This is a genomic window from Planctomicrobium aquicomposti, assembly GCF_051466325.1.
Taxonomy (GTDB): domain Bacteria; phylum Planctomycetota; class Planctomycetia; order Planctomycetales; family Planctomycetaceae; genus Planctomicrobium.
Genome location: NZ_CP195792.1, coordinates 1,072,558 through 1,086,557 on the forward strand (window position 1 = coordinate 1,072,558; position 14,000 = coordinate 1,086,557).

At 59.1% G+C, this 14,000-nt stretch carries 13 protein-coding genes and 1 pseudogene; 2 read left to right on the top strand and 12 right to left on the bottom strand.

Features of this window, described 5'->3' with window-relative positions; translation table 11 throughout:
- The first annotated feature begins 25 nt into the window (after positions 1-25).
- The gene (locus SH664x_RS04060; RefSeq protein WP_437205257.1) at positions 26-2,395 is read left to right on the top strand and encodes a polysaccharide biosynthesis tyrosine autokinase; all 2,370 of its coding nucleotides are present in this window, start codon (positions 26-28) and stop codon (positions 2,393-2,395) included.
- Between the two features lie 197 nt (positions 2,396-2,592).
- Here the strand turns inward: SH664x_RS04060 and SH664x_RS04065 are convergent.
- The 12 genes and pseudogenes from SH664x_RS04065 to flgB form a co-directional block, all read right to left on the bottom strand.
- Positions 2,593-3,573 (bottom strand): annotated as a pseudogene (locus tag SH664x_RS04065) (EscU/YscU/HrcU family type III secretion system export apparatus switch protein); the annotation flags it as partial.
- A 233-nt stretch (positions 3,574-3,806) separates the two neighbouring features.
- Positions 3,807-4,565, bottom strand: coding sequence for a flagellar biosynthetic protein FliR (locus SH664x_RS04070; protein WP_437205259.1), 759 nt, complete (start codon positions 4,563-4,565; stop codon positions 3,807-3,809).
- Positions 4,562-4,831 carry a flagellar biosynthetic protein FliQ gene (locus SH664x_RS04075; protein ID WP_437205261.1) on the bottom strand — a complete coding sequence of 90 codons (270 nt, stop codon included), beginning with the start codon at positions 4,829-4,831 and terminating at the stop codon, positions 4,562-4,564. Before SH664x_RS04075 ends, SH664x_RS04070 begins: the two co-directional genes overlap by 4 nt.
- Before the next feature lie 68 nt (positions 4,832-4,899).
- Positions 4,900-5,703 carry a hypothetical protein gene (locus SH664x_RS04080; protein ID WP_437205263.1) on the bottom strand — a complete coding sequence of 268 codons (804 nt, stop codon included), beginning with the start codon at positions 5,701-5,703 and terminating at the stop codon, positions 4,900-4,902.
- Entirely contained in the window at positions 5,696-6,109 is a 414-nt protein-coding gene (locus tag SH664x_RS04085) for a hypothetical protein (RefSeq protein WP_437205265.1), read from the bottom strand. Before SH664x_RS04085 ends, SH664x_RS04080 begins: the two co-directional genes overlap by 8 nt.
- Positions 6,110-6,212: 103 nt before the next feature.
- Positions 6,213-7,523, bottom strand: a complete 1,311-nt coding sequence (locus tag SH664x_RS04090; RefSeq protein WP_437205267.1) for a FliI/YscN family ATPase — start codon at positions 7,521-7,523, stop codon at positions 6,213-6,215.
- Positions 7,441-8,118, bottom strand: coding sequence for a FliH/SctL family protein (locus tag SH664x_RS04095; protein ID WP_437205269.1), 678 nt, complete (start codon positions 8,116-8,118; stop codon positions 7,441-7,443). Before SH664x_RS04095 ends, SH664x_RS04090 begins: the two co-directional genes overlap by 83 nt.
- A 16-nt stretch (positions 8,119-8,134) precedes the next feature.
- Positions 8,135-9,094 carry a FliG C-terminal domain-containing protein gene (locus SH664x_RS04100; RefSeq protein WP_437205270.1) on the bottom strand — a complete coding sequence of 320 codons (960 nt, stop codon included), beginning with the start codon at positions 9,092-9,094 and terminating at the stop codon, positions 8,135-8,137.
- A 35-nt stretch (positions 9,095-9,129) separates the two neighbouring features.
- Positions 9,130-10,668 (bottom strand): flagellar basal-body MS-ring/collar protein FliF, encoded by a 1,539-nt coding sequence (gene fliF, locus SH664x_RS04105; protein ID WP_437205272.1) that lies wholly within the window; start codon positions 10,666-10,668, stop codon positions 9,130-9,132.
- Between the two features lie 39 nt (positions 10,669-10,707).
- On the bottom strand, positions 10,708-11,016 hold the full coding sequence (gene fliE, locus SH664x_RS04110) for a flagellar hook-basal body complex protein FliE (protein ID WP_437205274.1): 309 nt from the start codon (positions 11,014-11,016) through the stop codon (positions 10,708-10,710).
- Positions 11,016-11,465, bottom strand: coding sequence for a flagellar basal body rod protein FlgC (gene flgC / locus SH664x_RS04115; RefSeq protein ID WP_437205275.1), 450 nt, complete (start codon positions 11,463-11,465; stop codon positions 11,016-11,018). The genes fliE and flgC overlap by 1 nt, the downstream gene beginning before the upstream one ends.
- A gap of 58 nt (positions 11,466-11,523) precedes the next feature.
- A complete protein-coding gene (flgB, locus tag SH664x_RS04120) occupies positions 11,524-11,883 on the bottom strand; it encodes a flagellar basal body rod protein FlgB (RefSeq protein WP_437205276.1) in 360 nt (119 codons plus the stop codon).
- 485 nt (positions 11,884-12,368) lie between these two features.
- Here flgB and SH664x_RS04125 point away from each other — a divergent pair, with 485 nt between their 5' ends.
- The gene (locus SH664x_RS04125) at positions 12,369-13,934 is read left to right on the top strand and encodes a diguanylate cyclase (protein WP_437205277.1); all 1,566 of its coding nucleotides are present in this window, start codon (positions 12,369-12,371) and stop codon (positions 13,932-13,934) included.
- Positions 13,935-14,000: the final 66 nt, after the last annotated feature.

A 14,000-nucleotide genomic window follows, 5' to 3' on the forward strand; every position in this document is an offset into this window, starting at 1 on the left:
GTTGAGAGATTGAGGACGTAATTTCGTGGCAGTACCCGAAAACCATCCTCCGCGTGAAGCGGAGTTCGATTTCACACCACTCGGTGGCAATCCAGCCGCTGCCGGGATTCCCATCGATATTGTGCGGTTTGTCCTGTCGATCTGGCGTCCGCTGGCCATCGGTTTGTGTCTGGGGCTACTGGCTGGAGTCGGAGTATACAAGTATCTGGGACCGGTCTATTCGGCCTCGACGCGGGTTCTCGTATCCAAACGGGCATCGGTTCCCCTGAACGATGGCGAGGCCAACCGATACGGCGAACGTGGTGATCACGTCCAGTTGATCCAGACTGACCTGATCGTCGAGCGGGCGTTCAAGGATCATGGACTCGATCAGATTCCGCAGCTGGTTAACGCCTATGACCCGCTGAAGGAAATTACAGAAGGACTCAAAGTCAGCCGCAGCGCGGGACAGGAAAGCTCCTTCGACAACATTCTGGATATCGCTTATCTGCATCCCAACAAGGAGATTGCCCAGAAAGTGGTCCAGGCGATGGTGGAATCCTATCGCGATTATCTGGACGACACGAAAGATGCCAACGCCCAGCAGCTCTACAAAACATTGCTGGAACGACAGGAGAAACTGGCTGAGGACGTTCGAACACAGGAAGCCGACTACCAGAAGTTCAGGCAGGCTGCACCGGTCTTCCTGAAGGCCTCACCGGTGGTGACGGTCAACGGCATGCCGGCGCCGGCCCAGAATCAGTACGAAGCAGAACTGGCTGCGCTGGAAGCGGCGCAGAATGAAAACATGCGGAAGCGCTCCAGTATTCAGGCCCGACTGGCCACGCTGGATCGCAAACGTCAGGAGAAGACGTCGCGCGAAGCACTGGAGTTCTGGGTCCTGCACTCTCTTTCGACCGGAACCTCCGGGGGAGGAGGCGGAACCGGATCGGGCGGAGGCGTGAATCTGACCGCCTCGCCAGAAAAAGCGAGCCTCGATCAGCAATTGCTCACGGCCCGTCTGCTGGAGCAGCGGCTGCTCCATTCACTGGGTGAAAAGCACTCTTCTGTCCGCAATGTGCGCGGACAGATTCAAACCATTCTCAACGAGTATGCCCGTCACGGTCTTACTCCCCCTCCCAACACCGTCACGGGAGAGAATACGCCCGCGGCCGATCCCAAGCGGCTCGATCTCGTCAGCGTCTATCGTGACACGCTCGAGGGACAGCTGAAAGAACTGGAAGTCGATAACGAGAACCTGGCGCTTCTGCATGATGACGCCCAGAAGAAGGCCAAAGAAGCGGAGATGTTCGAGATCGAAGATCAGCGCCGGAAAGATCAGATCGGTCGACTGAAGCTGCAGCTGGAACAACTCTACAATCAGATCGCTGCTTACGATGTCTCCCGTGAAGGGGAAGGGTATCGCCTGCAGCAGATCTCGCAGGTGCGGATTGAGCGCTCTCTGAAACGGGTGATCAAACTCGTTGCGACGTTCGGCATTCTGGGAGTGGCGGTCGTCTTCTGTCTGAGTTATCTCAGAGAGTGGCTGGATACGACACTCAAATCACTGGATAGCATCAAACAGTTCACCGGATCGCCCCTGCTGGGGGTTGTCCCGAAGTTCTCCTCATCAGCCGACGCCGATCGCATCGCCCGCGAGCGGGGTCTATCTCCGGCACTGTGTTACTTTCATCGGCCGGGATCGCGTGAGGCGGAAGCGTTTCGCTCGATTCGAACGACTCTGTTTGTCGCGATGCAGCAGGGGCAGCAGATCATCCAGTTCAGCAGTCCGGAACCGGGCGACGGCAAAAGCACCGCTGCCGCCAATCTGGCGATCGCGATTGCCCAGTCGGGGAAATCGGTGTTGCTGCTTGACTGCGATCTCCGTCGGCCGACACAACACCAATTGTTCCGGACCGAGCAGGAAATCGGAGTGACCGATGTGCTGCTGAACGAGATCGACTGGGAGAACGCGATTCGGCCAACCCCGATTCAGGGGCTTTCACTGCTGACGAGCGGGCTGTGCCCGGAGAATCCGGCCGAGATCCTCTCGATGACCTCACTCGAAACCCTGTTGCGTCATCTGCGCGAGCGTTTCGATCTGATCGTCATCGATTCGCCGCCGGTCCTCGCGGTCAGTGATCCGTGCATTATCGCTCCGCATGTGGATGGCATGCTGCTGATGGTGCGTATGAAGAAGACGAAACGGGCCGCAGTCCGCCGCGCCCTGGAAACACTCAGCTCGCACGGAATCCGGGTGTACGGCATTGTGGCGAATGGGTTTGATGCCTCCACCTCTTCGGATTCAAGCTACGACTACGACACCTACGGTTCCTACTATGATGAACCGGCCAGCGGTTCATCCCGTCCGAAATCTGTTGCTCCACGAAAGCCGTCGGAACGAGCACTGTTATAACACGACAGTCGGCTTTGCTTCGCACTCCCACGCAGGGCGATTGCGTCTGATGACAAAGACAGCAGCGCGCGACCGGTTCGGGAAGGTCGAGGTCCAGAGGCTCCGGGTTTGAATCAGGCCCCCTTTTTGAGCCGGTAGACGTACGCCAGAACTTCGGCAATGGCACGGAAGAACTCCACCGGAATCTCTTCGCCCACCTTGGCAATGGCGTACAGGGCCCGTGCGAGGGGCTTTCGTTCAAGTACGGGAATGCCATTTTCGCGAGCCACTTCGGAAATTTTCCGGGCGAATGCTCCGCTCCCTTTGGCGAGCACTTGCGGAGCCTTCATCACTCCCGGCTCATAGCGAATCGCCACCGCGTAGTGAGTGGGATTCGTGAGAATGACCGAAGCGCGAGGGACATCTTTCAACGTCTTTCGCTGCGCTGCTTCCTTCTGCATGCGCCGCATCCGTCCTTTCAGTTGAGGATCTCCTTCCTCGTCTTTCTGTTCATCCCGAATCTCCTGTCGTGACATTCTGAGCTTCTGTTCATGACGGAAATACCGGAAGCCATAATCGACAGCTCCCCACGCAAAGGCAACGCCCGCGAGTGCCAGCATCGACTGACTGATCAGTCCCCAGCCGACGCGGACGGAATGTTGCAGGCTGACATGCGCCTCCGATTGCACTGTCCCTTTCCAGTAAAGCAAGACGACAACCGCCACAGCCAGCAACGAGAGCACCTTGACGATCGCCTGCAGCCCACGGACACTGCTGTCGAGAGACCAGAGCCTCTGAAAGCCGCTGACCGGCGAGAGTCGATCCCAATTCAGGTCGAGAGCTTTGCTGGTGATGACGAAGCCTGATTGTGCCTGTGAGAGAAAAAGACTGATCGCAATCAGTCCGAGACTTGCAGTTCCAACCAGAGCCCAGGTGTTGGCCAGCAGCCAGCGGACAGACATGACGGTGGCGGTTGTTCCCCAGGTGGAACCATCGAGAGTGGCGAGCCGTGTCTGCAGGAGGGACTTCAGAGCGGTTGCACCAGCGGGCACCAGCCACACCGCCGCAATGGCGACGATCAACAGAACCATTGCTCCGCTGAAGTCGGGGCTGTAGACGAGTTGACCTTCTTCCGCAGCCTTCTCCCGCCGCCTTGGTGTTGGGGCCTCTGTCTTGTTGTCGTCAAATCCTTCAGCCATGCGATTGCTGCTTACGAGGGAATGTCACGAATACCGGTCACCAGCGCACGACGCGTCAACGAGTGCATTCACCCGTTCGTTCGATGTAACGCACTTGCTCATTCGGTGTCCACTGAAATCGCGAATGGAGTCCTGGCCCCGATCCCGGGGAAGTGTGGCGGCGTTTGTGTGGAAAATCTTTGGGAATGCTTGGTTTTCCGCCGCCAGAGCGCCAAACGTCAGTGAGATTCGCTCTAAAGTCCGGAGAACGAAGCGAAATGCTGAAGTGAGTCATACAGGCTGTTCAGAATTCCGGGGAGCAACCAGAGTGTGGCCACCAGTCCCACCAGGATTCGAACCGGCATTCCGAAGGACATTAAGTTGAACTGCGGTGTCTGACGCATCACGAACAAAGTGGTCACCAGTGTGGCAAACAGCACGATACCGACGGGAGCGGCGATCCCGAGGCCAATTTCGGTGCTGTGTGTCAGGCTTCCCAGCAGCCAATCCCGCTGCGGAAACGTCCACGATTTCCCCAACGGAAACGCCGTGAAGGCAGCGTCGAACAGGCGCAGAAACTGATGATGCAGGTTCATGCCGAAGATCGCGAGCACCGCCGCCACTTCAAACGCCTGTGAGAGAACGTTGCTTTCCGTCCCCTCGGTCGGCGAGGTGATCGCGCCGAGCGTCAGTCCCATTTCCTGAACGATATAGGCTCCGGCGACACGCACCGGAACGAGAATCAATCCGAGCAGCCAACCCATCGCCGCGCCGAGAAACGTTTCTCTCGCACACAGCCAGACCACGAAGCCCCAGTGACCGGTCGTCTGCTCCTGCAGGGTGAGCAGAGCAGAGGGTGTCAGCTTCATGCTCCACATGGCGGTCAGGCTGCAGATCAGCCCGATCTTCACCGTCGAGGGAATATTCTTGCCGCCGAATGGTGGCAGAAAGGTGACGAAGCCGCTGATGCGGAGAAAAGTCAGCAGCAGCATCACAGCGAAGGAAGTCGTCATTGGACCCCTTCCACCAGGTGATAAATCATGCGTGACGTGAAGCCGCTGGCGACCCGCAGGCTCCAGGGGAGTGTGGCAATCATCACGAGGGCAACAGCGATGATGCGGGGAGCAAACGAGAGTGTCTGTTCCTGCACACTGGTGATGGTCTGAAGCACACTGATCACTCCTCCCACAAGTAGACTCGCGCCGACACAGGGGAGAGTGAGGATCAGAGCGGTGACCAGCAGATCCCGGACAATGCTTGTGATTTCCAGAGGAGACATGAGAGCAGCCTCAAGACGGGGCAAAGAAGGGAAGTCGGATTGGGGCAGGAACAGGGCGGAGAATCGTCTCAGCGTTTGGTCGATTCCCGCGAGGCGGATTTGACGTTCTGATACTTTTCAGCAAACTGCTGAATCAGCTTGGGATCTTCGATGGCAGAGAGAATTTTCGCCGCTTCACGGGCTTCGAAGTGCGAGAGAATTTGGACCGCCATCTCCATCTTGCCATCGTTGGCCATCTCTTTGAGGACGCTGGCCGATTTCTCGGCATCCATGCCTTGCAGCCATTGGGCCAGTCGTTTGGTGTTATCCGCCTGTTGTCCGTCAACCTCGATGCGGGCCTCTTTCATCTTGCTGAACTCAGCATTGGCCGCGGTTCGTTCATCGATGACCGACTGGCGAGCCGCGTTGAGTCGTTCAATCAGCCTCTCTGCAGATTTGAGGTGATCGTTGACCTGAATGCGCAGGCCGTCGATCTCGCGTCGCTCTCCCTCAATGTCAGCCAAAACGAGCTGTTGCTGGATGCGGCGCTGCTGCAACTGTTCTTCCTGCTGCCGAACATGCTGCTCCCGTTCTTTCACGCTCATGCCGTAGCGAAGCAACTCCTCCACACTCATGCCACGTGGGCGGACCGGGACGGGCAGCGTGTCGGTGGCGCTCGCTTTGAGAGCATGATGATCCGCTGAAGTGGATTGCGCCACTCCTTTGGGAGCCGTCGGCTCCGCAGCGGCAGTGACATGTTCACTGGCTGGCGCGGCAGCTGTTGCAGTCGCAACCGGTGAGGAACTCAGCTTTTTCTGCAGGACGAGCGAACCGCCCGCCGCCAAAGCGCCGATGGCGATTCCGAAAACTGCGAGCTTGATCATCTTAACCATGATCCATCACCTCCTCCGCCGGATGCCGGGAGCGGGCCCAGCGGCTGGCAGCCATGTCATCCATCGTGATTTGTTGTTCTTGCAGCATTTCCAGCCGATGAGTCGTGCGCTGGCGGGCGATCAGCTGCTCCAGACTCTCTTCTCGCGCCTGCAGTTCCTGGCATTTGGTTCTGATCTGCTGCAGAGTCGCTTCCGCCTCGGCGGTGACAGATCGCGCTCGGGTCACTTCTTCCTGAGCAAACACCAGTTCCGCCTGAGCGCTTCGCAGGAGCGAAGACTGCATTTGCTGCTGCATGAAGCGGGTCAAGGTTTCGCGGGTGCTTTCCTGGTGTCGGTGGGCCTGCCGTTCCTGTTCCACTGCCTGTTCCCAGCAGGACTGGGCGACTGCCAGTTCCAGCCTGGTCATACGGAGCTGCTGCCGGCAGATGTCATGGAACTTTGACAAAGGTGAGTGAAAGCGTTTCATTCGGGGCGGCAACTTCTCGATGAGAGTTCAGGACGGAGTCGAATTATGCGGCGAACATCCGACTCATTTGCTGGACACAATCCGGAAAGGAGGTCCCCTGACCAATCGTCTGATTGACAAAGGCCTGAATCTGCGGCATGAGCCGAATCGCTTCGTCGATCTGGGGAGACGATCCTTTCTGATAGATCCCCATGCGGATCAATTCTTCGACTTCGGTATAAGTGGCCAGCGCCTGACGCAGTTTCTGCGACGCCTGCTGGTGTTCGGCCGTGGTGACATCGCGGAAGAGCCGACTGATGCTGTGCAGGACATTGACCGCGGGGAATTGCCCCCGGACGGCGAGTTTGCGGTCGAGCACGATATGACCATCGAGAATCGAACGCGCCGCATCGGCGATCGGCTCGTCCATGTCGTCGCCGTCGACCAGCACGGTGATCAGCCCGGTGATGGAACCATGTTCGTCATTTCCCAGTTTCTCCAGCGTCGTTGCCAGGAGTGTCTGCACGGAAGGGGGATAACCTCGAGACCCGGGTGGTTCCCCTCGGAGCAGCCCGAGTTCGCGCTGGGCGAAAGCCAGTCGTGTCAGGCTGTCGAGGAAGAACAGGACGTTGGCTCCGCGCTCGCGGTAATCTTCTGCGATGGTGATGGCGGTGCGGACCGCCTGAATGCGCATCAGGGGCGTTTCATCTGAGGTGGCGACGACGACGACCGATCGCTGACGTCCGGCCTGCCCGAGGCAATCTTCGAGAAAGGGAAGAACTTCGCGGCCACGTTCGCCGACCAGTGCAATGACATTCAGATCTGCCTGGGCATGTTTGGCGATCTCCCCCATCAGGGTACTCTTGCCGACGCCGCTGCCGGCGAAGAGGCCGACACGCTGACCACGGCCGAGCGTGAGCAGTCCGTCAATGACCCGCTGTCCTGTGGGCAATGGCTGTGTTATTCGTGACCGACGCAGTGAGGGAGGAGTCTCCGGTGTGAGTGTGCGCCAACGTCGAACGGAAAGCGGACCGGCATCATCAATCGGTTGGCCCAGACCGTTCAGAACTCTGCCGAGCAGTTCCGGACCGACCGGCACACGCGGGCGACGGCCGGTCGCGATCACATCACAACCGGTTTTGAGTCCCTGGCCGTGATGAAAGCACATCAACTGAGTGTGGTCTTCATTCACGCCGACGATCTCCGCCAGCAGACGCTCCTCCTGAGCCGTGCGGATCTCGCACAGTTCACCGATGGTTCCCGGGACACGGGCGGTCAGGATCTCCTGCACGCTACGCAGTTTCCCTGCGGTCCGGAAAACGTCGCATCGTGCGGGAATCTGCTTGAGGGCGTCGACGTTCAATCTGAGAGTCATCCAGTTCCTCCAGCCAATGCCGACGAATTTCCGTGAGCCGTGAAGCAATGTCCGAGATGAGAATTCGCGTGCCCGATTCCATGCGGCAGGCGCCACGTTCGAGGGTCGCATCACTCCGAATCTGCAGTGACTGTTCCGCGAAGAATGCTTCCCCTTCCTCACTGCGTTGCAGAAGTTCCAGGTCGGCAGGATGCAGTGCGAGTTGCAATGGCTCATGGAGTCCCAGCCGGTCGATCGCCTGCTGCACGAGCATCTCCACTCCGAATTGATCCGCCTCGATCGCACGAAAAGTAAGTTGTGAAGCAGCCGCCACAGCCAGTTCGATTGCCACCTGTTGCAGCTCCTGCAGTGACTGGTGGCGCCGTTCTTCCAGATGTTCAACAGCAGCGTGCAAGTTCCCGAAGAGCGGGCTGAGATCCACAGTCGGGGGAGCGGGCGGGGGTGGTCGGGAAACCTGACTGGAAAGGTCGGGGAGTCCGGCCGGGAAGGTGAGTGGAGCGCGCGGGCTGCCGGCCCGGTCGTCAGTGGACGGGGAGCCTGTCCGGATGCGAACATTGACTGGTGGGGCCGACCAGCGGATTTCGGTGCGAAACATGAAGGAGTTCCTGCTCTCATGACTGTTCCTGGTCCGCCTCGGCGATCGCCTGAACGACGAGATCGCGAGCGGCCTTGAGCTGGACTCCCGGCACGTTCTTGCGGAAGCTCATTTCTTCCTGCAATGTCGCGCGGGCCCGCTTGGAAAGGTTGTTCATGATTCTGGCCACGATGAGGTCATTCGCGCCAAACAACGCGGTCGACAGACTGGTGGAGTCGACTTTCGCCAGCACTTTCTGAATCTGCGAGTCATCGAGCGTTGACAGGTCGTCGAACTGATACAGCGACTGGCTGATCAGCGAAGCCTTCTCGGCATCTTGTTCCTCAATGGTTTTCAGAATCTGTCGGCGTTTGGATTTCTCTGTGGCTCGCAGCACTTCGACCAGCTTCTGCACCGGATCGTCTTCGGCCGGAGGACTGGCGGGGAGTGAGCTGGCCCGCTCCACGGCAGAGGCGGCGATGCGCCGGAGGATCACCTCGGGTGTCTTCGGGTCCCGGCTCAATTCCCGGACGACCGGTTCGCGCCGATCTTCCTTCAGCAGGTTCAGCAGCACGGCGACCCGTTTGGCAGAGACGGCCTTCAGCAGAATCGCCACCGTGCGTGGATGTTCTTCATTCAGAGCCGCTGCGAGCTGGAACTGGTTCATCTTTTCCATGTCAGCCAACGGGTCGCCGGTCAGCTGATAGGTTTCTTCGAGACTTTCTCCGGCCGTCTCTTCTTCGTCTGGTTGATGAACTTTCAATGCCGGGGTGGAGGCGACTGCGAACTGGAAGAAGCGTTCGAACTCATCGAGAATTTGCGCCTGCTTGCGGGGCGAGGGCATTTGCGCACGATGACCCTGGTAGCGCGACCGGAGATCCCGCTGTGCCGAGCCCTCCAGCGAGCTGAGAAACTGCTCAGCGACGTCTTCGCCCAGCAGATGCAGCATCGTCAGGACGCGGTCTGCGCGGGCAGCGACCAGGGTTTCTGTTTCCACGGGAGCGTTCATGATTGAGGGGAGGAGTGATCAGGTCAGGCAGCAGAACGCTGACGCACCTGTTCCGGAGGAGCCTGTTCCAGCCAGGCCTTGAACACGGTGGCCACCGCGGCGGGATGTTCACGTGCCTGAGTTTTGAGTTCGGCCAGTCGCAGAACGGTTTCGCTCGACAGCTGTTCGCTTTCAGGGGGGGCGACCACTATCGGCTGCATCCGTCGCAGCACCAGCAGTCCCAGAACGAGCGCGACAATCGCCGCCAGACCGAGCGACAGGCTACGGAGCAGCTGAGAATATTGATCCCAGTTGGTCCCAGTCGCGACAGGAGGGAGGATCTCTCCCGTCCCGCTCAGAGGGGCGATGAGCACTTCAATCTGGTCCTGCCTTGCAGCATCGTAGCCGACCGCCTGTTTGATGATTCGCTGGATCTTCTCTTCATTGAGCGCAGAAGCTCCTGCCTGTCCACCGGTTGCCGGAGTGGAGTCAGGCAATTGAACCACAGCCGCGACCGTGAGCCGCTTCACTCGGCCCGGAGCTTCGCGAACCGTGTCTTCCGTCTTGGCGTTTTCGAACGTGGTGGTGTTGCTTTCGACCTTCGTCCCGCCGGAGGAACCGGAAGCTGCCGCTTTGAATGCCAGGGGATCGATGTTGCCTGAAGCTCCCGCCGGAAGTGGCGTGTTCTTTCCATTCCCGTGAGAATGTGATTCGGAGTGGATGGTCTCGGAGACTTTCACCTTCAGGTCGGGATCGTACTTGGTTTCCTTCCGCTGCAACTCGGTGAAGTCCACATCGGCGGTCACTCGCACCACCGCTTTCCCCGGTCCCAGCATCTGCGTGAGAATCGTTTCGGCCTTGGCGGCCAGATCGGCTTCCACGCGTGCCCGGTAGCTGAGCTGTCCGGAGACGTCGGCCTCCATGCCGGTCGTGGTGGAGAGGAGCCGTCCGCTGGTGTCGAGGACGGAGATGTTTTCGGAGTTCAGATGTTCGACACTATGAGCCACCAGTGAGATGATGGAACGGGCGTCGCTGCCGGAGAAGTGTGCATTGGGTTGCAGTTCCAGAATCACGCTGGCTTTGGCAGGTGCCCGATTGCGGAGAAACGGCGTGTTCTCCGATTGCGTGAGATGCACGGTTGCCTTGCGGACGGACGCAATCTGCATGATCGACCTTGCCAGGCGGGACTCGAGCTGCCGGACCAGCCGCACCTGCTGCATCGCAGGGTCAGTCCAGATGCCGTCGCTGATTTCTTCGGTCGGTGTGTCGGCGTCGGTGACAACGTCCTTGAGGGCGAGCCGGGCTCGGCTCAACTGGCTCCGGGCCACAGAAACCGCCGAGCCGGAGTAATTGAGCTTATAGGGAATCTGCTCGGCTTCCAGCAGGCTGACGATTTCAGCCGCCTGTTGCGGGCTGAGTCGATCGGTCAGAAAGACATATTCGGGTGTTGTCGCCCAGAGACCAATGGCTGCAAAGGCGATCACGCTGGCCAGCAGCGCAGCGACCATTCCGGCCCGCTGTGCGAAGCTCCATTGCTCCCACAGGGCCTTGATCTGCGTCAGCAGTCTGTTACCGAACTCCATCGCCTGTGCGTACTTTCAATTTGCTTTCTGCGGCTGCGGTCAGACCTGCATCCGCATGACTTCCTGATAAGCCTTGATCAGCTGGTCGCGGACTTCCATTGCGAGCCGAAAGGAGACATCCGCTTGGGCGACGTTGATGGCGATTTCATGAATGTTGTCACTCTTGCCCGCCATCAGTTCGTCCATTCCCTGGATCACGGCCTGTTGCGGTCGATCCACTTCGTGAAGGAACTGCGACATCAGCTGACTGAACGGAACACCGGAGCCGCCACGCGCCTCCGCGGGTCCGTGCGACGCCGGGAGCGGTGGCAGGCCCGCGAGTGAGGAAGCTGACGGATTGATTTGCATCAGCTCATCCCCCGCATCAGGTTGAGAGACTGTTCTGCCATTTGCCGGAAGATCTGCAGCGACTTCAAATTGGCTTCATACGCGCGGCTGGCGGTCATCAGGTCGATCATTTCATGCGGAAGCATCACGTTCGGCATTTCGACAAAGCCGTCCGGGCCGGCATCGGGGTGGCCGGGATTGTGCACACGGGGGAGGGCAGACTGGTCGGTGGTGATTTCGCTGACCTGCACTCCGGTCAGACCTTGCTTGATATTTCCTCCGCTGCGGGTGATCGAGTCATCCATCAGGCTGGAGAACACGACCTGTTGTCGACGGTAAGGCCCCCCTGCTGCGGTACGGGTGGAGTTCGCATTGGCGATGTTGTTCGCCGCGACTTCCATGCGGGTCCGTTCGGCAGTCAGGCCGGACCCGGCGATACTGGTGGCGGAAAAGAGGCTGTCGAGACCCATTGAGATTGCTTTCAGGAGGGGCAGGCGCTGGACGTGTCTGCCAGCGGAATGTCCGGGATCAGGTGCTGCGGGTCGCGCGGCGCATCAGGTCGAACTGGCTCGACAGTAATTGGGAATAGGTTTGAAACTGCAATGCATTCCGGTTGAGCTCTCCGATTTCCCGATCCACATCCACGTTATTCCCGTCGGTCCGGGCGGCGAGGCCAGCCTCTTCGATGACTCGCGGCTTCAGCCCGGCGGTTGCTTCGACTCCGCCCTTCTGAATGGCTTTGGAGAACTCTTTCTCAAAGTCGATGTCGAGTCGCTGGTAGCCCGGAGTGTTGACGTTGGCGAGATTCTGGCTGATGACATGGTGTCGCAGGTCCGCGACGTCCATGAGCTTCGCCAGTGCTCCCAGTTGGGGTGAGACGCCAAACATTTCCACCTCCGTGCAGGACGATTCGTCTTCCCAATCGTCACAACCGGACTGGAATCTTTCTGGAAACAGAGCTCCGGATTTTCAGATTTGTTGCCTTGCAGACGTTACACCCGCAAATGACGGTCAATTCTGCTCCATTCGGACAACCTGCAGGACCGGTTGGGGCTGTGTAGCTTGCCCCGTACGTTGCCTCTTGCCATGTCTTCCTGAATTCTCGAAACCCAACTGGCAAGTTTTGCCGGAAGCCTTCGATTGATGACCCGAAGACTTGGGTGACCGGCGGTCCTGGACAGGTGAGATGGGCAAAAATGCTTCTCACCCCGGCCACGCTCACTTCCATCAACCTCAATGACAACCCCGCACTTTCGCAACTTGCGAAGGTGCCGGGCGCAGATCTCCCCCTCTGAGATCCCTGTACACCCTGACCCGGGGTGTGCGGGGATCTCCTGAACTTTCGTCGCGTCAAATCAGGTGTCGGACAACGCATGGACAGCCAGCTGCAGAAAATCTCCCACCTTCCCTCACTGCCAATGGTGGCAGTCAGGTTGCTCAAGATTTTTTCCGATCCCGAGGTTGGGATCTCGGAAGTGGTGCAGTTGCTGCAGATGGACCCCGCCCTTTCAGGAAAAATCCTGAAGGCTGCCAATACGTCGCAGTTCGGGCTGAAGAAGCCGGTCAGCGATCTGCAGCGAGCGGTGGTCCTGCTGGGAAAAAAATCGGTCATGGCGCTGGCTCTCGGCTTCTCGCTGGCGGAAGCCTCGATGAATACCGGGCCCTATGCTGACCTGTATTCCGATTTCTGGTTTCAGTCTCTGGTGCGGGGCTGCGCTGCGTCGCTGCTCGCCGAGAAGTACACCCGAGTGGAACAGGGGGAAGCCTTCACGATCGCCCTGCTGGCCCGGATTGGTCGTCTGGCGATGATCAATCACGATCCGGAGCGGATGTCGGCACTGATTCGCAAATCGGAGCAGTCGGGAATGCCGCTCGATCTGCTGGAGCGCGAGGCGGGGGGGATCACGTCCACGGATGTCACCCGCTCCATGCTGCGTGAATGGAAGCTTCCTGCCCATTGTCTCCTGGCGGCTGATGCGATTGAAGATACCGTGGAGCAGGCCTGTCAGAACCGGACGGGGAGTGTGAGCCTGTCGGACCTGCTGCGTCTGTCGACACACTTCTCCGAGTTCTTCAGTGGAGAAAACCGGGGGATTGCGATTGCCAAGGTCTACGAGTTGTCGCATTCGATTCTGAATGAATCCCCGGAAAGTGCTAATGAATTGATCGAGCAGATTCGCTGCGAACTCGACAACCACAGTCACCTCTTCTCGCTGGATATGACGAAGGTCGGTTCACCGGTGGAGTTACTTTCGCAGGCGATGAATCACCTCTCGCTGCTGGCGATGAACGCGGTGCTGACGCGCGAAGCCGACTCCGCTCCCGCCAGCGAGATCATGGAGGAGAACGGGCGATTGCGACGACGCGTGCTGGAGCTGACCCAGAGCACGATGACCGATCCGCTGACGTCGCTGTACAACCGGAACTACCTTCTGCAGCAGTTGCAGGAGCGGGCGAATCAGGCCCGTGTGACCCAGTCCAGCGTCGCTGTCCTGTTTGTCGATGTCGATCATTTCAAGCGGGTCAATGATTCGTACGGCCACCTCGTCGGCGATGAAGTGTTGAAGAGCGTGGCACTCGCCCTCAGGAGCGATGTCCGGGAGAGTGATATCGTGACCCGGTATGGAGGCGAAGAGTTCGTCATTCTGACCACCGCTTCCGACCGGTTGAGTCTGCGGCGGCAGGCTGAGCGTGTGCGACGGTCGATCGAGTCCCAGGTGATTGTCCGGCGCAATCTGAAGATCCACGTGACCGTGAGCGTCGGCGGAGCCATGGCCATTCCGGATCCGCTGGAGGCTTCCTTCGTTCGTCAATTGCTGGAATCGGCGGATACAGCGCTTTATCTGTCCAAGCGGGGGGGCAGAAACTGTGTCACGATCATGGGGGAAGAGGCCGAGCCGCTGCATCCTCAACCGGTTCTCGCCACCGCCACGTCGTGAGCCTTCGCGTCGCAGTGAGGGATCGTCAGTGCGGTTCTGCTGAGCGCATGGGGGATGGTGGGCAAT